We start from the raw sequence: 20,883 nt of genomic DNA on the forward strand, positions 1-20,883 counted from the left end.
TAATTGATTAAATACATTTATTTTCTGTTGGTAATTTTTATAATTTCTTGTTCTTCTCACGTTGAAAAAGAATCTTTGGAAAATCAAGAAGTAAAAAGTAAAATTTCTAAAGCCGATAAAGAAACTGCTCAGCAATTATTCATTGATGCATCTATGATGGATATTGATGAAAAATATGCCGAAGCAATTTTGGATTATCAAGAAGCATTAAGATTAGATCCAAGTGCCGGAATTTATTACGCTCTCGCAAAAGATTATCTGCGTTTAAACAAACTTTCTCAAGCACTAATTAATTCAAAAAAATCCGTTGAATTAGAATCGCAAAATGTTGAATATTTAACATTGTTGGGAACTGTTTATTCATTCAGCAGAAATGCGGATTCTGCAAAAGTAATTTTTGAAAAAATTGTAAATTTGGATTCTTCTGATGTAAACGCAAGATTTAATTTGGCGCAATTAAATGAAGCAAATCAGCCATTGGAATCATTAAAACTTTACAAAGAAATTTTAGCAATTACTGGTCCGGAGTGGAATGTTTTATTAAAAATTGCCGAACTTAACGAAAGACTTGGACAATCTGATCAAACTGTAAAAACCGTTGAAGAACTTTTGGAATTAAATCCTTCGAGTTTAGAATTGCAAAAAATGCTTGTTGAATCTTACATCAAAACAAATCAATATGAAAAAGCGTTAAATACAGTTAACAATTCCTTGGAAATTTTCCCAGATGATATAAATCTTATTGAGCTAAAAGGAAATGCTTATGTAAAGATGAAGGAATGGGATAAAGGTGCGGAAGAATATAAAAAGATTTTGAACAAACCAAATATTCCGTTTGAAATTAAAATGAGAATTGGTGCCGCTTTTTATGCAGAGAGTTTAAATGATTCTACACTTTTACCCATTGCGTTAAATGTACTTCAGCAGATTGATAAAGATTCTTCCGATTGGCAAATAAATGCGTTTATGGGAGAAATTTCTAATAAACAAAAAAATGATTCGTTAACATTAAATTATTTCAGAAAGGCGATAGAATTAGCTCCGCTTAATAGTGATTTGCGAATTAGATTTGGACAAATATTATTTGAAAGCGCAGATTATGCAATTGCCGCAAGCGAAATGGAAGATGCTGTTAAAAAATTCCCAAATGATTTTGTGATAAATTTTATACTTGGTTTATCATTAGCACAAAGTTCTGATCATAACGGAGCAGTTCCATATTTGAAAAAAGCCGTTGAAATTAATCCTAATGATTTAAATTCTACAATGTCTTATTGCTTTTCATTACATCAAATAAAACATAGTGATGAAGCTTTGAAATATCTTGAACGTGCTTTGCGAATTGATTCAAAAAACGTTCAAGCATTAAGTCTAATGGGAATGATTTACGAAGGCAAAGATTTGTTTACGAAAAGTGACAGTTTATATGATAAAGTGATTTCGTTAGATTCAACTGATATTTTAACTTTAAATAATTTTGCATATTCGCTTGCTGAACGCGGAGTTCAATTAGAAAAAGCATTAAAAATGGTAAAGGTTTCTGTTGAAAAAGAACCGGAAAATTCATCATACCTTGATACAATCGGCTGGGTATATTTTAAAATGAACAATTTTGAAGAAGCCAAAATACATATTGAAAAAGCAATTGAGTTTGATGATAAAAATGCAACTTTACTTGATCATTTGGGAGATGTATATTACAAGCTTGAAAATAGAGAAAAAGCTAAATTGCTTTGGCAAGATGCTCTTAAATTAGATCCCAAATTAGAAAATGTTGAACAAAAAATTATGCAAGGATTGGAGTGACAAACAAGAAAAATTTTATCATTTATATTTTATTAATTATTTCAATAATAAGTTGTGTTCCAAGCAAGCCGGTTTATGAAGAAGAAATACTTACGGCAGATAGATTAATAAAAAAGTTGGAAGCAAATAGAAGAAAAATTAAAACATTTCAAGGTTCCGGAATAATAAATGTTGAATCAGAAAAAATAGATGCAAAAGCTACTTTTGAAGTTTTTCTAAAAAAACCGGATTCTCTAAAATTTGTTATTTATGGTCCTTTTGGGATTGACCTAGCGCAAGCATTAATAACTTCATCCGAATTTGAGTTTTATGATGAAATGAAAAACACAGTTTACAAAGGAAGAAATGATAACAATATTCTCAATAAAATTTTTCACATTGATTTAAGTTTTGCTGAATTAATTGATGCTTTTGCCGGTGCGGTAAATTTAACGGATAAATTAAGAATTGAACCAGATAATTATAAATTAACCGATGAAGAATATCACCTAACTTATTTAGATACGTTAAATAATAAACAAAGCTTGTATCAAATACAGATTAGCAATTTGGCAATAAATAATTTTAAACTTTACAAAAACAAAAAGACTCTTTTGTTTGATGGTGAATATAAAGATTTTGAAATGTTTGATAATGTTGCAATTCCTTCAACAGTTATTATTCAAAATAAAATTAATGATCAAAAAGTTACAATTGATTATAGAAATATTTTAGTTAACGAAAATTTGGGAAATCTGCAGCTTGATTTGCCAAAAGATGTAAGTGTAAAAATATGGTAAGAAAAATTATATTCGGTTTATTATTTTCTGCTGCAACTTTCTTTTGTCAGAATGATATTAAAATTGATGATAAAAATAGTGAGCTCAAAAATATTCAGAAGCAAATCCAATCGCTTGAAGGTGAACTTTCCGAATTGGCAAAAAAAGAAAAAAATAATCTTTCCGTATTAAAAAAGTTAGATCATCAAAATTTACTTTTGAATAAAAGTATAAAAAAAATAGAAAAGGATGAAAAGCAAAAAGAGGAAAATATCCTCAATTTGAATTCGCAAATTGTAAAACATAAATCTAGAATTAAAGCACTTCAGAAAGAATACGGAAGTTATTTGGTTTGGATTTACAAACAAGGCGATAACTCAACTTTAAAATATTTGTTCAACTCAGATTCATTTAATCAATTACTTATTCGTTATAAATATTTGGATTATGTTCATAAAGCAAGCGAAACAAATGTAAATGAATTGAAGGAAAATCAAATAAAACTAAGTGAAGCAAAAAATTCAGTTGAGACTGAACTTTCGGAAAAAGTGAAATTAAAAAATCAGAAAGCAAGTGAACAGGAAGTTCTAAATAAAAAAAGAGAAGACAGAAAAGTTTTATTGGCTTCGTTAAAAAAAGATAAAAAAAATGTAAATGTTGAGATTGATCAAAAACGAAAGATTGAGATTAAAATTAAAAAGATGATTGCTGATTTAATTGAAAAGGAAAGAGAAAAAGAAAGACAAATGCGGACTGCAAAACTTAAAGGTGAAATAAAAGAATATAATTATGATTTTAATTATAAAAGTTTTCAAAATTTTGCCCAGTTGAAAGGTGTTTTAAGTTGGCCGATAAAATCTCCAAAAATCGGAAGAGATTTTGGCGAAAATAAAAATGATAAAACAAAAACCGTAACTTTAAATTACGGCATTGATATAATTGCAAAAGACAATAAAGATGTTTACGCAGTTGCTGAAGGAATTGTGAGTGCAATTGAATGGATTCCGGGTTACGGAAGTGTTTTAATAATTACACATAGAGACGATTACAGAACTGTTTACGGACATATGACTGACATAAATGTTTTGGAGGGCAATAAAGTTAAAGCCGGCGATTTAATTGGTCAAGTTAATGAAAGTCTTGAAGGTAGCATTTTACATTTTGAAATTTGGAACGAAAGGAATTATCAAAATCCGCAAGAATGGCTTGTAAAAAAATAAATGATTATTAAAGATTTTATTAAAATATTTATTCAAAAAAATAAAACTTTACTTAGGAATTTTTCTTCGTTAACTGCACTTCAAATTTCACAATATCTTTTTCCTCTTGTAACATTTCCATATTTAGTAAGAGTTTTAGGTCCGGATGGTTACGGACTTGTATCTTTTGCAAACGCATTTATCGGATATTTCACAGTTTTAACAGATTACGGTTTTCATCTTTCGGCAACAAAAGATATTTCAATTAATAGAAAAAATAATCCGCAAAAAATAGAAGAAATTTATAGTTCGGTTCTTGGAGTAAAAATTTTATTATTTCTTCTCAGCATTTTGATAATTGTTCCAATACTTTTATTTATCCCAAAGTTTAATGATAATGCAATGATTTATTTCATTTCATTCCTTGCGGTTTTCGGAACAACATTATTTCCCATTTGGTTTTTTCAAGGAATTGAAGAAATGGGATATATAAGTTCAATAAGTATTTTGGTAAAAGTTTTTTGGGTAATTTCAATTTTTCTGTTGGTAAATTCAAAAGATGATATAATTATTCTGGTAAGTTTAAATGCAATAAGTTCAATTCTAACGGGCTTAATTGGCTTATGGATTGCAAGAATTAAATTTAATTTAAAATTATTTATTCCCACCGTTGAACAAATAAAATATCAACTTGAAGATAGCTGGCATTATTTTTTGTCAAACGTATCAATAAGTTTATACACAATTTCCAATATTTTCATTTTAGGAATTTTTACAAATGATACAACTGTTGGATATTTTTCAGCCGCAGATAAAATTAGATACGCAATTCAGAATGTTACGTCAACGGCCGGAAGAACTATTTTCCCGCATTTATCATCGGAATTTCTTAGATCATTAGAAGCCGGATTTAGCTTTATCAGAAAATATGTAATTTCAATGGGAAGTTTCGTATTTCTGCTGAGCATTTTACTTTTTCTTTTTTCTGAACAAATAGTTTTACTGGTTCTTGGTGAAGAATATTTTAAATCTGTTATTGTGCTTAAAATACTTTCCGTATTGCCGTTTATAATATTTGCTAGCAATGTCGCGGGAATTCAAACAATGATAAATCTTGGTTTCAAAAAAGAATTTGCAAACATTATTATTATTGCCGGAATTTTAAATATTGTACTTTCACTAATAATTGTTCCAATTTATTTTGAGTTTGGAAGCGCTGTTGCGGTTGTAATTACCGAATTAGTTGTAACAATAAAAATGTTAAGTTTTCTAAAACGTAAAAATATTAATGTTTTTAAGAAAGCAACATCTGAGTTATGAAAAAAAATATTTGTTGTTATTTAAAATTAGTTGAAATGTCTTTCCTTTAAAAAATTATTTTATCTAAGAATTTTGATATTGTTAAAAAATTTATATTTTTCGGTATAATACTAAGTGGTATAATACTATTGGGTATAAAATGAAAAATTCACCGTTCATTTATGGAAATGTAGTTGCAGATATTTCTTTTACAAACAGAGATGAAGAAAGTAAAAAACTTTATTCTAATTTAACAAATGGAATAAATACTACAATAATTTCACCACGCAGATGGGGAAAATCTTCACTTGTTGAAAAAGTTTTTAAAGATATTCTTAAAAAAAATAAAAATACTAAAACTATTATTGTAGATTTATTTTTAACAAGTAGTGAAGAAGAATTTTTAGAACTTTTTGCAAAAGAAATCATTAAAGCTTCATCTACTAAAATTGAAGATCTTATTAAAAATTCAAAGGATTTTTTTAAACAGCTTATCCCCCAAATTAGTTTTGGAGCTGATCCAAATTCTGAATTGTCTCTAAGTTTTAATTGGACTGAATTAAAAAAAAATAAAAATGAAATCCTTGATTTAGCAGAACAAATTGCAATTAAGAAAAAAAATAAATTTGTTATCGGTTTAGATGAATTTCAAAATCTTGCGACTTTTACTGACTATAAAAATCTTGAAAAAAATATGAGAGCTATTTGGCAGAGACAAAAACATGTTACTTATTGTATATTCGGAAGCAAACGGCATATGATGACGGAAATATTTGATAATTCAACAAGTCCTTTTTATAGATTTGGAGATATAATTTTATTGCAAAAAATATCAACGGAAAATTGGGTTAAATTTATTAGTGATAGTTTTAAAAATTCTAAGAAATTAATTAAAATTCAAATTGCTCACAAAATTCCAACAATTATGAAAAATCATTCATGGTATGTACAGCAATTATCACATTATACTTGGAATTTAACAGATAAAGTTGCAACGAATGTAGAAATAAAAAAAGCATTAGAGGAATTGATATCTGCAAATACTCCACTTTACCAAAAGGATATTGAACAACTAAGTAAAACGCAGATTAATTTATTAAAAGCCATTACACAATGTGAGCAGCAATTAACGAGTGCAAATGTTATGCAAAAGTATAAACTTGGTACTCCGCGAAATGTTACAAAGAATAGAGAAATATTAATAAATAATGATTTTATTCATTACCAAGATGGGAAGTATGAATTTTTAGATCCCGCATTTGAATTATGGTTTAATAAAGTCTTCTATAATAAATTTATTGAAGCTTATTTTAGTAATTAAAAAACTATTCTAAATCAATCTTTTATGAAATATGATTATCTAATTGTTGGTGCGGGATTTGCTGGAAGTGTTTTTGCAGAAAGAATTGCAAGCCAGCAAGATAAAAAAGTTTTAATTCTTGAAAAAAGAAATCATATTGGCGGAAATGCTTATGATGAATTTGATGAACATGGAATTTTAGTTCATAGATATGGACCACATATTTTTCATACAAATAGCAAAAAAGTTTTTGATTACCTTTCACAGTTTACAGAATGGAGATTTTACGAACATAGAGTTTTAGCGAAATTAAAGAATGAACTTTATCCAATTCCGATAAATAGAACGACAATAAATAAATTATATAATAAGAAATTTACGACTGATGAAGAAGTTGCAGAGTTTTATAATTCGATTAAAGAAAAAAGATATCCAATAAAAAATTCGGAAGATATAATTATTAACCAAGTTGGTATTGATTTATACGAAAAGTTCTTTAAATTTTACACTAAGAAACAATGGAATTTAGATCCGGCGGAATTATCTTCAACAGTTTGCGGGAGAATTCCGGTAAGAACAAATGATGATGACAGATATTTTACAGACAAATATCAATTTATGCCGAAGGACGGTTACACTAAAATGTTTGAGAAAATGTTAGATAATAAAAATATTGAGATTTTGCTAAATACAGATTACAAGAAAATTGTAAATGAAATTGTTTTTGATAAAATGATTTATACCGGACCAGTAGATTATTTCTTCGATTATAAATTTGGGAAATTACCTTATCGATCAATCAGATTTGAATGGGAGAATATTAATGAAGAAAAGTTTCAAGAAGTTGCTCAAGTAAATTATACTGAGAAAGAGGTAGATTTCACAAGAGTTGTTGAACACAAACATTTATCCGGACAAATAAAAAATTTAACTACAATTAGCCGAGAGTTTTCTCAAAAAGATGGCGAACCATTTTATCCAATACCAAATAATGAAAATGAAATTATTTATAAAAAATATAATAATGAAGCTGATAAACTAAATAATATAATTTTCGCCGGACGTTTGGCAGAATATAAATATTATAATATGGATCAAGTGGTTGCTAATACGCTAAATCTATTTTTAAATCAGTCAAATAAATGAAAAAAAAGATTCCAATTCTTTTAGTTGTAAATAATCGTCCACATCTTTTAACTATCATACTTAATAGATTACTTAAATATACTGACTGGAATATATTTGAGCTTTGGATTCTTGATAATTTTGGATCTGATTCTGTCAAACACATCATTTCTGCATATACTTGTAAATATTCTCATATAAGAGTGTTTGAACAAAATTTCAATCAGATTTCTATAATACAAAATGAAATTATTAAAAAACTCAAAGCAGAAATTTATATTAAATTAGACGATGATATTTTTGTTACTAAAAACTGGACAAATGGATTTGTAAATGTTTTAGAAAGAAATAAAAGTAGCATAAGTATTGGTTCAGTTGTTATTCCCGTCAATGGATACGGTTGGAAAATATTTTTAGAAAGTATGAATCTTGTACAAAAATTCAACGAAAGATTTCCAAATATAAACATAATACAAGGTTGTATGGAGCCAGCAGTTTGGGGGAATAATGAAGTAGTCAACTTTATTTGGGAAAATTCATTAAATATTGATATTACCACTGAAAGATTTATAAATAATAATTTACAAATCAAAGATTTTGGCGTTCCATATAGATATTCAATTGGGGCAATCAGTTTTACTCACGATTTTTGGGAGAAGATGGGTGGGTGGAAAGTTGATTCTAATTTCTCTAAAAAATGGAGAATTAACCAAATATTAACTGAATTAAATCAAAATATTGCTAAAATTAGAAAACGTGAACAACAAAGAAGAATTCAAAAAATTATTAATATTTTAACATCGATAGATACATCAGCTTTAGGAGTTGAAGAAGAATATTTATTTGAATTTTCCAACAGAAACAACCTCAATCAATATGTAACAAATGAAAGCATTGTATTTCACTTTTCTTTTGGTGCGACAAATGAATATTTAATGAAAAAAAAATTTTTGGATATTTTAAAGTATGAATCAATCTGAAAATTCACAATTAGTTACAGTAAATATTCTTTCTTATAATAGAAAAGATCAATTAAAAATTACTTTAACAAAAGTTTACGAACAAGATTATAAAAACATTGAAGTTATTGTTGTTGATAATGCTTCTTCTGATGGAACTCAAGAAATGGTTAAACAAGAGTTTCCTAATGTAATTTTAATTGAATTAAATGAGAATATTGGGATTGCCGGTTGGAATAAAGGTTTTGAAATTGCAAAAGGAGAATATGTTTTAGTTTTGGATGATGATGCTTATCCTGAAAAAACAGCTTTAGGGAATTGTGTTCAAAAAATAAAAGAAAATAGTTTAATAGGTGGAATTACACTAAATATTATAGATTTAAATGATAATAATGATAATTTTAGAACATCCTGGCTTCCCAATCATCATATTTCTGAATGTTACTGGCCAATATTTTTAGGTTGTGCTTTTTTTTTAAAGAATGGTTTATTAGGTAAAAGTCCTATGCCGAAAGATTATTTTATTTTTCAGCATGAATTACCTGTTGCTGCAGATATATATAATTTGGGATTTAAAATTTATTACAATAAGAATTATTTATCATATCATTTCTTTAAAGATCAAACAAATTACAATATAGTTGCTGATCAATATGGATTTAGAAACAATTTTAAGTTTATCATAAAATATTTACCGAGAACAATTATAATATTTTACTTAACTCAGATAATTCTTTTTTATTCGACGCGGTCGATTAGAAAAATGTGGTTTAGAAAGTTTTTGGAAATAGTTTTTTCTGAAAAGATTTTAATAACTAATTCGAATAGAATATCATATAAATATTTTTGGCAATTAAGGAAATATCATTTTTTTAATCAAACATTGTTTTCTAAAATTATAAAATGAAAATCCTCTTTTTAGTTAATGAGCTTTTAACAGTTTGTGGAGTCAGTAAACACTTCTACAATTTACTCGGTGGGTTAATTAAATATTACCCAGGAAATGAATATTACGTTATTTGCGGTGGGGGCGATGCAATTGAAAAATTTGAAAGTTTAGGAATAAATGTAGTAATAAACAATAAAATTAGACATGAAACACGTTCAATTAAAGGTTATATATTTGCAATAAAAAATATTCGTCATTTTGTTAAAAAGAATAAAATTGATATCATTCATTCACATCATCATTATGCCGCAAGTTTATCACAAAAAGCTGTTAAATTAAGTAAAACAAAAACTATCTTTACGAATCATGGAATACTTCCAGAAATTGGAATATTGAATCATTTTAATGGAGATAAAATAATTGTTGTGAATGAACATGTTAGAGAATACTTAATTCAGAGAAAAATTAGAAAAGAAGATGATATTTTTCTAATTAGACATGGGTTCCCAATTATTAAAATAAATAAAATAAGGTCTGATAGATTAAAAGTAATCACCGGAGGAAGATTTGTAAAAGAAAAATATTTTGATGAATACATCAAAGCTATTGCAAATTTATCAAATGAAATAAAGCAAAAAGCTGAGTTTTATATTGCTGGAGATGGCGAAGAAGAAATTAAACTAAGAAAACTAAATAATGAACTAAATGCAGGTATAATATTTTTAGGAAAAATTAGTGATTTTCAAAAAAAAATGTATGAAACTAACATTTTTGTTTTTACTTCCAAATTAATAGCAGAGGGTTTTCCAACTATAATTGTTGAAGCTGGAATTGCTGAAAATTTAATAATTACATCAAATTTTGTAGGATTAGATAAAGTTTTATCAAGTGACAAAGTTTTAATAATTGAAAATGGGAATATTGAAATGCTAACACAAAAATTAGAAGAAGCTATTTTAAATTTTGACAATCATAAAATAAAAGTTAAAAATATGACAGAGATTATCGAAAAATATTTTAATCAACATGATATGATTGAAAAAACAGTTTCACTCTATAAAGAGATCTTATGTTGCAGATGAAGTGAAAAAACTAAGTCTTCATAACTAATCTCTTCTTGGTTTAATAAAAGTAATTTATTCGGTTAATTTTTTATTCATATTGAATTAACTAAGCATTTTCAAACTACGGATATTTTATCTTGTGAAAAATAAAATTTTATCTATGAGAATATATCTACTCCTAATGTTAAATTAAAAAATATTCAAAATGAATTTACATGGGAAAAAGTTATCTTAAATTATTATCTACTATTTAAAAATGTTATTATTGCTAGATAATTGATATATAAATTTCTATATGATTAAAAAGACAATTATTCATATTGTTGGAGCATCAACTTATGATGGTACTTTTATCTTTGCACTTCACTTATCAAAAATTCTTAAAAGTTATAACCATAAAATATTTAATCAGGTAATTGGAAGTGCACAAGATCAAGCATTACAACTAGGATATAATTTATTATTTTCAACAATTACAAATAAAATAATAAGAGTAATAAAGTACATTCATTTCTTGATTCAAATAAAAAAGGAAGAAAATCAAAATATTATATTCCATTATCATTCTGGCAGTTTATTCTTACTTCTATATACTGTTTTAATTTCAAGGTCAAAACTAATAATAACGTTACATTGCAAAAATGTACATTGCAAGAATTCAAAATATATCTCATTGTTCAGAAAATTTATATACAAATTTATTTTTAGTCAATCTAAACTAATAACAGTTTCTCATGCTGCATATGATGAAATTCATTATATTTTCCCTCAGTTTGAAATCCAAATTATACAGAACTATATCTCTTTTGATATCACTTCGACTAGAACAGATTATCAACTTTTGTTTGGATATTTAGGACAAATATCATCTTCAAAGGGGATTGAAGACATTTTAAAATTTGCAAGTTACTTTGAGCCAAAAAAATCAAAAATAGTTGTAATGGGAGATGTAAAAGAAAAAATATATAAGGAAAAAATAAGAATACTGAATAATAAGATTGAATATTTTTATCCTAACTTAGATAAAACTATATTTTTCAAAAAAATTGATTTTTTACTATTTCCGTCAAAATCACAATATGAAAGCTTTGGATTAGTAATTTTAGAGGCTATTTTGAATTATAAACCAGTTATTTGCTATAAGACTGCTTCAAATCTTGAATTATTAACTGAAGAATATCCCTTATTTGTTAATGATTTTTTAACTCATACAATTATTCAGAAAGTTAATAATTTTTTGCAAAATGAAGATGAAAAAGAAAAATTATTCAAAATATATAATGAATTGAAAACAATTGTTGCTAAAAAAGAATTTCAGAAAAATTATGAAGTCATATTTCAAAAAGTTAAATAAGATAAAAACCATGATCATTATACATATAATTAATAATAATATCATAAAATATAGTTACATAAAAATATTTCGTCAATTTTTACATAATGTTTTTGATACAAATGGAGCTGTTTATATAACTAGAAAGCAATTCATTAGTACGTATACTCATTCAAAAAAAAATAGTTTTTATTTATAAAAGTTATTTATGAATATTCTGCATTTAACTAAAGATTATACAAAAATAAACGGCATTACAACTGCAATTGAAAATTTAATTGCTGCAGATAAATTAAATTTTCATTATGTCTTAAGTAACTTTGTTGATGATGCCTTTCAATGTAGTAATCACTGTATTTATCTTAACACAAGTTTGCCAATATCAGTTTCAAAAATTATTTATAATATTTTTAAGTTAAAACAATTATGTAAAAAATATCATATTGGTATTATCCATTGCCATCATCGCTATTTCGATTTATTAGCAAGCTCACTTAAATGTATTATTAAAATTGAAGTTGTAACTACAGTACACAGTAAAGTTTATGGAAAGAAAATACTTAGTTACAAAGCTGATAAATTAGTTGCAGTTGGAGAAAGCATAAAAGAGCATTTAATCGATTATTTTAGAATTGATGAAAAAAGGATAGCTGTTATAAATAATTTTATTAATCCAAATGTTATAAATGTTACCAGAAATAAAAATGAAATTATTGAGGAGCTTAATATATTGCCTTCGTACTATATTGTTGGTTATGTTGGCAGATTTGATATTGAGGAAAAAGGCATTGATATTCTGTTGGATGCAATAAAACTAATCATTAAGGATAAACAAGATATTGTTTTTATTTTTATCGGGGATGGTGCTGATAAAAATTATATTATAAATGAAAGCAAAGAATTTGAGACTAATATTAGAGTAATAGGTTCTAAAATAGATATTTTTAATTACATGCAGATATTTGATATGATTATTTTATCTTCTCGTATTGATCCTTTCCCTTTAGTAATGTTGGAAGCAGCTTACTTAAAAATCCCGTTTATCGGGAGTAATGTTGATGGAATTCCAGAAATAATTGAACATAATGTAAATGGTATTTTATTTGAGTCTGAAAATGCAGAAGATTTAGCTAAGAAAATTGAATTCCTTTTAGAAAATGCAGACTTTGCACAAAAATTAGGTGAGAACCTTTATAAAAAAGTTATTGAAAATTATACTGCTGAAAAAAATATCAATAAAATTGAGAATTTGTATCGTCAACAATTTATTTCTGAATAATTTGTTTGAATATTTTTTTAATGAAATAAATTAGAATTGTTATTTAATTAACTTTAACTTTGATAAAAATAATCCTAAAATGAATGAAAAAATAAATATACTTGGATTTCAGTTTACTAATTCAACATTTGAAGAGTTAGCTGAGAAAGTCGAAGAAAATATAACAAAAAGGCAGAAATATTTAATCCATAATATAAATCCTTACATATTATTGGAAGCATTGAAAAGAAAAAGTTTTTACCAATTACTAATTTCATTTTCTGATTTATACCTTGATGGAATTGGTATTTTTATTGCAGCTAAAATATTATACGGGAAGAATAGCTTTAAAAAAAAAATAACTGGCACTGACTTATATCCCTTTTTATTCCGTTTAGCTGATCAAAAAAAATATGATGTTTTTTTTTGGGGTGGAAGTGAATTAGCATGTAGTACAATTAATAGTGTATTATTGAAGGATTATCCCAACGTGAATTTAGTAGGTAATTTCTCTAGGAATTTTAACGATATAAACTATATCAAAAGTCAAATTAATGAATTTTTACCGGATATGATATTCATTGGTTTGGGTACTCCAGTTCAAGAAAATGTATCAAAAGATTTATTTGATTGCTGTAATGTAAAATTTATAATTTGTGTTGGGAGCGGTCTCGATTATATTTCTGGAGTATATAAAAGAGCTCCGATAATTTTCCGAAAAATCGGTATTGAATGGTTGGTGCGGTTAATTTATAATCCCAAACAATATTGGAAACGTTACTTAATCGGCATCCCATTATTTATATTTAGAATAATAAAATTTAAATTTAGTATGAAAAAGGAATCAAATTGAAAAAATATTTTTTTATACTTTTTTTTCTAATTAACTTAACATTACTTTTTCCTAATACAACTGTAAAAAGTAATTCATTTGCTATTCGATTAAACAATAAATCTATTGATTATAAAAAAGAAAATAAGAGTAGTATTTCTGTTATTGATTACTATAATTTTACAAATCCATCAAAAGCCGGTGAGTTTAAACTTCCTCAAAAAACTATTTATATTGCAGTTCCATTTAATTCAAAACCAAAAATTAAATACATTTCTTTGTTAACAAAAGAAGTTACGAATTCAATTCCAGCAATTCAGCCTTCTATAATTAAGCAAAATGATTCTACAATAATTTATAAATCCATACCAGATATATATGTAAAAAAGGAAATTAAAATTGGTGCAGAAATAATTGATTTTACTTGGATAAGAGATTTTTACTGCGCAGTTGTGCAAATAAATTCATATCAATTTTTATCTGAAACAAATACTATTCAATATGATGAAGAATATGAACTTGAATTTTCTTTTCCACAAAATACATTGTTAAAAAGTGCGGATCCGATTGCAATAAAATCAGAATTCGATAAGGAATTATTAAACATAATTTCCAATTCTGATATTGCAGAACAATTTAGAAATACTAACCAAAAATTTAAAATTAACTCTAATGACAGTTGGATAAATTTCAATTCAAATTATCTTAAACTATCCATAATAAATGATGGAATTTATAAACTCGACAAACAATTTTTTATTGATCATGGGATTAGTTTTATTGACGTCAATCCAACTACTTTTCAACTATTTAATTATGGTGAAGAAATTCCAATTTTTGTAAAAGGTGAATCTGATTTAGTATTTGATGATAGTGATTATGTCATTTTTTATGGTAATAAAAATTATTCAAAGATTTCAAATAGAATTTTAAATAGTACAGATAGTTCTTATAATGAATACTTAAACAGATATTCTGATACATCTTATTACTATTTAACTTGGGGTAATCAGCTTGGTAAAAGAATTCCAGAACAAATAAATTCAAGTTTAAATGCCACTGATACTATCAATTATTTCCAATCATTAACTCATTATGAACAGAACTCGTGGTTTCAAAATGCTAATGATGATGAAGTATCAAACCAAACTCCAAATTGGAATAAAAATAAAACATGGTATTGGAATTGGCTTGCAAGTTGGCGAAAATCTGTGAGTCTTAATTTTAATTGCTCAAATTTGGTCGCCGACAAAGATGCGAAATTTTATTTTAAATTATCCAGCTATGGCTCAAACATTATTTCAGATTCCCATATAATCACAATGTCTGTTAATAATATAAAAGTTGATTCGCAAACCGTTAATAGATTTGACCAGGTTTTAATGAATGGTGTTCTAAACTCTGCTAATTTATTAGAAGGTACTAACACAATAAGATTAGATTTAATTGATAATGGTACAAATCCAAATGTCTTAGCATATGATTGGTATGAGATTGAATATCCTAAAATTTTAATGTTAGAAAATGATAGTCTAAATTTCACTTTAGATAATATTGAAAAGGGAATTAAAGTTTTAGAAATTTCAAATGCTACGAAGATGAATTATACAATTCTGAGAACTTTCCCTATTTTGAAATTAATATCGGATTATTCTGTTGCAAATGGGAAAATATACTTTGCTGATACAGTAAATGTTGGTGATAAATATTCAATAACTTCATTCGATAAGTCTTTTTTGCCAGAAAATACATTAAAGAAAAAATTTATTGATTTAAGTTCAAACTCTAATACTGCAGAATATATTGCAATAACTCACAAAAACTTTGATGCTGCAGTAAATGATTATATAGCTTTTATCTCACAAAATTATGGTGTTAAATCTAAATTAATTTTGGTTAATGATATTTTTGATCAGTATGGTTATGGATATCCAATTCCGGAATCAATAAAAGAATTTCTAATAAATGCATATAACAAATGGGCAACTCCAAAATTTTCTTATTTGGTTTTAATTGGCGACGCTACTTATGATTATAAATATTATATAAAACAGAGTACTGGTGTTTCACTTAGTACAAATTATATTCCTTCTTACGGAAATCCAACTGGTGATTATTGGTATGGCATTTGGGATGAAAGTAATTCTGCAATTCCTCAAATTAAAATTGGCAGAATACCAATTAATAAAGCTGAAGAACTTGAATATTATCAATCAAAAGTTGAAAATAATATTAATCAGAAATTTGACGAATGGAATAAGGATTATTTATTTTTTACCGGAGGCAGTACTGAAATTGAGATTAGCCAATTAAAATCGGTTAATCAATCAGTAATTGATCAATATATAAGTACGTCACCTTTGTATGGAAATTCATGGCATTTTTACAAAACTGTAAATCCTCAATCCGATTTTAGTCCATATTCTTCAGAACAATTTCAAAATGCAATTGATAATGGGGGAGTGTTTATTTCATATTTAGGTCATAGTGGTACGGCAACTTGGGATAATAGTATAAACTCAATTTTACAATTGGAAAATAAAAATAATAGGAATCCCATCATTACAGACTTTGGATGCTCTACAAATAAATTCGCAGAACCGGATATTATTTGCTTTGGAGAAAAATCAATTTTAGATAATCAAGGTCAAGCTCTGGGTTATATTGGTAATTCTTCTCTAGGTTTTTTATCAACCGCATCAAATGTACCAACTTTATTTTATAACGATATTATTAATGATTCACTTCATGAAATTGGTTCTGCACATTTAAAATCCAAAATTGATTTAATTACTAATTATGGGAACTCTGGAGTAAATAAAGTCTTTATGCAGACAAATATTTTAATAGGCGATCCAATTATTAGAATAAAAATTCCCAGTAAACCTAATCTGAATATTTCCTCATCTAATATTTTAACAAGCTCAAATCTTATTGAAAGTTTAGATTCTTCACAAATAAAAATTGTTGTAAATAATTTCGGAACTGTAAATTCAGAAAATCTTAAAATTAAAATTGATGAGTATTATTCGGGAAAAATTATTACTTCTAAAATTCTTACAATTCCATTTGTTCAACAAAGCGATACATTGATTTATTTTGTCCAGACAAAGAATAAACCAGGAGTGCATTCAATTTCAGTGTTATTAGATCCTCTAAATGAAATTGATGAAATTTATGAAAATGATAATACTGCTGAATTAAATGTAAATGTTTATTCTCAAGATTTAAGAGATTTGTTTACTACAGCAAATGAAAACTCGAAAGTTGGTTCAGTAAAATTGCTCAATCCAACTTCATATTCTTCAAGTAGTTTTAAAATTGATATTCAATTAAGTGAAAAAACAGATTTCTCAAACTCAATATTATTAAGTCAGTTGTCTGATACTTTACTTACAGAAATTCCGTTAAGTTTAAATAATAATAATCGATATTGGATGCGTTACAAGTTAGAAAATAATTCTGAGTATGGAATTGAAAAATCATTTTTCTTTAATAATGATTCCAAATTTTTAATTAATGATGATTTTACTTTTTCTAATCAGAACGTTATCGATTTAAAAATTTCTAACAATTTATTTCTGTCTGATGATTCTACGACTTTATCAGTATTATCTGCTGGATGGAATTCCGGTGCTACATGTGTTATTGCAAAAAATGGTGAAAATTTATTAAGCAATTCTTTTTTTGCTGGAATGGGTATTGCTGTGTTTAATCCGGTTTCTACAGAATTAGATACTGCTTTTTGGTTAACACTTTTTAACCAACCGACGAATGTACAGCAATTAGCTGATTTTATAAATTCAATCCAAGATGGTAAATTAGTTATTATGGGTGTCGCTGATGATGCTAGAAATAATCTCTCTGCAAATTTAAAAAATGCCATTAAAACTCTTGGAAGTACAAGAATTGATTCACTAATATTTAGAGGTTCTTGGGCAATTATAAGTTATAAAGGTGCAGAACCTGGAACAGCAATTGAAAAAGTTTTAGGACCATATGATGGACAGATTTTCATAGATTCTGTTTTTGTTCAAAAAAAATCTACTGGAAAATTGATTACAAATATCATCGGTCCCTCAGCAAATTGGAAGAATTTTGTTGTTCAAGATTCTCTTCCAAATAATTCAAATATTATTTACAAACCAATTCTAATTTCCCAAGTTGATAATTCTGAAGATACGCTTGATGTGTTAAATATTGTTAATGGTGAAGCATCCTTAAGTTTTATCGATGCAAAAAAATATCCTTACATTAAAATTTTAGCTGAATTTAAAGCTGGTGATAATAACACATCTCCGGTTCTAAAATCTTTAGGTGTTGATTATGATGGAATTCCAGAACTGGCAATCAATTATCAAGTTGTTTCTGTGGAAAATGATACAATCCAGCAAGGTGAAAATGCCAATCTGCAATTTTATGTTTATAATGTCGGTGAATCAACCGCCGATAGCGTAAATGTAATAGTTGAAGTTGTTAATCCGGATAATTCCAAAGAAAAAATATTTGAAACTATTATTGATTCTATTGGTTCTGAGCAGAGAAAGAAATTTAATTTATCATATCCAACTTCTTCATTTAATGGTATAAAAACTTTCTCAATTTCTATTAATGGCGAGAATAAAATAATGGAATTGTATGAAGATAATAATTATTTCAATATTCCGTTTTATGTAATTGGTGATACGACAAAACCAACGCTGGCATTGACTATTGACGGCAACGAAATTTTTGACGGTGAATATATTTCAAATAAACCGAATATAAAAATTGATTTGAATGATCCGTCTCTTGTTCCAATAACAGATACATCATCAATTTCAGTTTATCTTAATAATGAATACGTGAGTTATTTTTCGAATCCAGAAATTCTTAAAATAAATTATTCTTCAACAAATCCTAAAGTTTCTGTTGAGTATAATCCAATTTTAGAATACGGTGAACATACACTAAAAATATTTGGTAAAGATGCTTCCGGTAATGATGATCAGACTTCAGGAATTACTAAAACTTTTAACGTAATGAATGAAGCAAAATTATTGGAAGTTTATAATTACCCAAATCCATTTAGCTATGAAACGTATTTTACATTTAAGCTTACGCAAATTCCCGATGAAATTAAAATTCGTGTATTTACGGTTGCCGGCAGACTTATTAAAGAAATTAATCTTTCCGGAACTCAACTAAATTTTGATATGAATAAAATTTATTGGGATGGAAAAGATGAAGACGGCGACCTTATTGGAAACGGAGTTTACCTTTATAAAGTTATTATGGATGTTGACGGCAAAAAACAAGACATCACACAAAAATTAGCAGTTGTAAGATAAAATTTATTTTTCGATAATTAGTTAAAATTTCTGAGATATTCAAAATGTCATTCTCGTGCAAACAGAATCTACTTAATTTCCTCTGGATTCCCACTTTCGTGGGAATGACAAGTACTATTAAAATAATTTTTCAGAAGTTTATTGTTAATACTTTGGCATTGTAATTTCTTATTCATTCTATTATTTATAATTTCATGAAAAATAAATTATTCTTTACAATTTGGTTAACGTTTTCAATTTTAACTTCCGCACAAATTTTCAGACCAAATCCCAACGAAGGATTTATCGGCGGTGCAGCCGGTTTAACTTGGATTGATGAAGAGCCATATTATTCGGTTCATCTTTTCCCGGAAATTGCATTTGCCAAATTTGGAATTGGGTTAGATCTTAATTTAGACTTCGATAAAAACGGAAAACTTCGACACGAAAATTTTAATGAAACTTCGGATTATCTCAGTTTAATTCGTTATGTAAGATACGGACAAAAAAATGATCCGTTTTATATAAGATTGGGAGCATTAGATTTTGCTACAATTGGTCACGGAAGTATAATGTATTTGTATAATAATAGTCCAAGTTTTGATTCAAGAAAAGTAGGTTTGGAGTTTGATCTTGATTTTGATTATTATGGTGTTGAATCGGTTTACGGCACATTTGCAGAAACGGGAATTATTGGTTTTAGAACTTTTACTCGACCGCTTTTAGCAACTACTTTGGCAGATATTCCTATTATTGGAGCTTTTGAAATTGGAGCAACTTACTCTACGGATTTTAATAAAAATGCTGGAGTTGTTGAAGTTAATTATGATTCAATAAAAGAAGAATATAAATCCTCCAAAGATTTAGGCGCTACAGAAATTATTGGTTTTGATTTTAGTCTTCCATTACTTAGAACAAGTGTGGTTAACTCCGATATTTATTATGATTATGCGGAAATTTTAGATTTTGGGAATGGAAGAAGCGCCGGAATTATTTTAGATTTTTATGGACTTGGATTAGTTGATGTAAGAACCAAACTTGAAAGAAGATGGAATGGTGTAAGTTATTTGCCGGCATATTTTAATTCATTTTATGAATTAGAAAGATTTCAAATTAATGAAACATCTCATTCAGTAAATAGTAAAATTCAAACTTTAAATGATGGAATAAAAGTGGGCGATGGATACTACGGGGAATTATTAATTTCCGTAATTAATTCATTTTTTGTTTTCGGAAGTTATCAGCGTTATGATGAAAATCCCAAAAGTGGTTCGCTAAATTTAAGAACAGAAATTTCTCCGGAAAATGGAGTATTTGTTGCTCGCGCCGGTTACGATAAAATAAATATTAAAGATGAAAAAGATTTATTTACTTTGGATAATAGATCTTATCTTTTTGCGGAATTGGGTTATAAACTAAATCCTTATATTTTAGTTTCTATGATTTACAATTGGACGTTCACTCCGGTTCGTGATCAAAATGATAATTTTATTCGATACAAACCTCAGAAAAAAATTGAGCCGCGAATTTCATTTATCTTTCCGCTTAATTTTCAGCAATAAATTATTTCTCAAACTGCCAAGATTTAACAATTGAAAACTTTTGAAAAATTAAATTAAAAAATGCTTGTCATTCCCACGAAAGTGGGAATCCAGTGAGAATTCAATAGATTCCAGTCTGTAATTAACGGATCATGGAAATAACATTTTAAATATTTTCGGAAGTTACCATTTCTAACTCAAATTGGAAATT

14 protein-coding genes are annotated in these 20,883 nt (G+C 26.9%); all 14 read left to right on the forward strand.

Annotated features, from left to right (window positions below; translation table 11 throughout):
* Window positions 1–3 precede the first annotated feature (3 nt).
* The 14 genes from IPH62_12610 (at window position 4) to IPH62_12675 (ending at window position 20,693) form a co-directional block, all read left to right on the forward strand.
* Window positions 4–1,806: a tetratricopeptide repeat protein gene (locus IPH62_12610; protein ID MBK7106116.1), complete on the forward strand. Its 1,803-nt coding sequence runs from the start codon at window positions 4–6 to the stop codon at window positions 1,804–1,806.
* Window positions 1,803–2,585, forward strand: a complete 783-nt coding sequence (locus IPH62_12615) for a DUF4292 domain-containing protein (GenBank protein MBK7106117.1) — start codon at window positions 1,803–1,805, stop codon at window positions 2,583–2,585. The genes IPH62_12610 and IPH62_12615 overlap by 4 nt, the downstream gene beginning before the upstream one ends.
* Entirely contained in the window at window positions 2,579–3,784 is a 1,206-nt protein-coding gene (locus IPH62_12620) for a peptidoglycan DD-metalloendopeptidase family protein (GenBank protein ID MBK7106118.1), read from the forward strand. Before IPH62_12615 ends, IPH62_12620 begins: the two co-directional genes overlap by 7 nt.
* Complete coding sequence (locus tag IPH62_12625; protein MBK7106119.1) at window positions 3,785–5,083, forward strand: flippase; 1,299 nt, start codon at window positions 3,785–3,787, stop codon at window positions 5,081–5,083.
* A gap of 139 nt (window positions 5,084–5,222) precedes the next feature.
* Entirely contained in the window at window positions 5,223–6,383 is a 1,161-nt protein-coding gene (locus IPH62_12630; protein MBK7106120.1) for an ATP-binding protein, read from the forward strand.
* A gap of 24 nt (window positions 6,384–6,407) precedes the next feature.
* Window positions 6,408–7,508: a UDP-galactopyranose mutase gene (gene glf / locus IPH62_12635; GenBank protein MBK7106121.1), complete on the forward strand. Its 1,101-nt coding sequence runs from the start codon at window positions 6,408–6,410 to the stop codon at window positions 7,506–7,508.
* The gene (locus tag IPH62_12640) at window positions 7,505–8,467 is read left to right on the forward strand and encodes a glycosyltransferase (GenBank protein MBK7106122.1); all 963 of its coding nucleotides are present in this window, start codon (window positions 7,505–7,507) and stop codon (window positions 8,465–8,467) included. The genes glf and IPH62_12640 overlap by 4 nt, the downstream gene beginning before the upstream one ends.
* Window positions 8,454–9,353, forward strand: coding sequence for a glycosyltransferase family 2 protein (locus tag IPH62_12645; protein ID MBK7106123.1), 900 nt, complete (start codon window positions 8,454–8,456; stop codon window positions 9,351–9,353). Before IPH62_12640 ends, IPH62_12645 begins: the two co-directional genes overlap by 14 nt.
* Window positions 9,350–10,417 (forward strand): glycosyltransferase family 4 protein, encoded by a 1,068-nt coding sequence (locus tag IPH62_12650; GenBank protein ID MBK7106124.1) that lies wholly within the window; start codon window positions 9,350–9,352, stop codon window positions 10,415–10,417. Before IPH62_12645 ends, IPH62_12650 begins: the two co-directional genes overlap by 4 nt.
* Window positions 10,418–10,694: 277 nt before the next feature.
* Window positions 10,695–11,753 carry a glycosyltransferase family 4 protein gene (locus IPH62_12655; protein ID MBK7106125.1) on the forward strand — a complete coding sequence of 353 codons (1,059 nt, stop codon included), beginning with the start codon at window positions 10,695–10,697 and terminating at the stop codon, window positions 11,751–11,753.
* A gap of 187 nt (window positions 11,754–11,940) precedes the next feature.
* The gene (locus tag IPH62_12660; protein MBK7106126.1) at window positions 11,941–13,011 is read left to right on the forward strand and encodes a glycosyltransferase family 4 protein; all 1,071 of its coding nucleotides are present in this window, start codon (window positions 11,941–11,943) and stop codon (window positions 13,009–13,011) included.
* Between the two features lie 79 nt (window positions 13,012–13,090).
* Complete coding sequence (locus tag IPH62_12665; GenBank protein ID MBK7106127.1) at window positions 13,091–13,843, forward strand: WecB/TagA/CpsF family glycosyltransferase; 753 nt, start codon at window positions 13,091–13,093, stop codon at window positions 13,841–13,843.
* Window positions 13,840–19,152 (forward strand): hypothetical protein, encoded by a 5,313-nt coding sequence (locus IPH62_12670; protein MBK7106128.1) that lies wholly within the window; start codon window positions 13,840–13,842, stop codon window positions 19,150–19,152. Before IPH62_12665 ends, IPH62_12670 begins: the two co-directional genes overlap by 4 nt.
* 194 nt (window positions 19,153–19,346) lie before the next feature.
* Entirely contained in the window at window positions 19,347–20,693 is a 1,347-nt protein-coding gene (locus IPH62_12675) for a hypothetical protein (GenBank protein MBK7106129.1), read from the forward strand.
* Window positions 20,694–20,883 lie beyond the last annotated feature (190 nt).

Source organism: Ignavibacteriota bacterium (assembly GCA_016708125.1).
In the GTDB taxonomy this organism is placed as follows: Bacteria; Bacteroidota; Ignavibacteria; order Ignavibacteriales; family Melioribacteraceae.

What these genes read in the sequence shown, in the direction of transcription:
- glf (MBK7106121.1), top strand. Translation starts at nt 6,408, where the DNA reads ATGAAATATGATTATCTAATTGTTGGTGCGGGATTTGCTGGAAGTGTT.
- IPH62_12675 (MBK7106129.1), top strand. Translation starts at nt 19,347, where the DNA reads ATGAAAAATAAATTATTCTTTACAATTTGGTTAACGTTTTCAATTTTA.
- IPH62_12625 (MBK7106119.1), top strand. Translation starts at nt 3,785, where the DNA reads ATGATTATTAAAGATTTTATTAAAATATTTATTCAAAAAAATAAAACT.
- IPH62_12655 (MBK7106125.1), top strand. Translation starts at nt 10,695, where the DNA reads ATGATTAAAAAGACAATTATTCATATTGTTGGAGCATCAACTTATGAT.
- IPH62_12645 (MBK7106123.1), top strand. Translation starts at nt 8,454, where the DNA reads ATGAATCAATCTGAAAATTCACAATTAGTTACAGTAAATATTCTTTCT.
- IPH62_12630 (MBK7106120.1), top strand. Translation starts at nt 5,223, where the DNA reads ATGAAAAATTCACCGTTCATTTATGGAAATGTAGTTGCAGATATTTCT.
- IPH62_12650 (MBK7106124.1), top strand. Translation starts at nt 9,350, where the DNA reads ATGAAAATCCTCTTTTTAGTTAATGAGCTTTTAACAGTTTGTGGAGTC.
- IPH62_12640 (MBK7106122.1), top strand. Translation starts at nt 7,505, where the DNA reads ATGAAAAAAAAGATTCCAATTCTTTTAGTTGTAAATAATCGTCCACAT.
- IPH62_12620 (MBK7106118.1), top strand. Translation starts at nt 2,579, where the DNA reads ATGGTAAGAAAAATTATATTCGGTTTATTATTTTCTGCTGCAACTTTC.
- IPH62_12665 (MBK7106127.1), top strand. Translation starts at nt 13,091, where the DNA reads ATGAATGAAAAAATAAATATACTTGGATTTCAGTTTACTAATTCAACA.
- IPH62_12660 (MBK7106126.1), top strand. Translation starts at nt 11,941, where the DNA reads ATGAATATTCTGCATTTAACTAAAGATTATACAAAAATAAACGGCATT.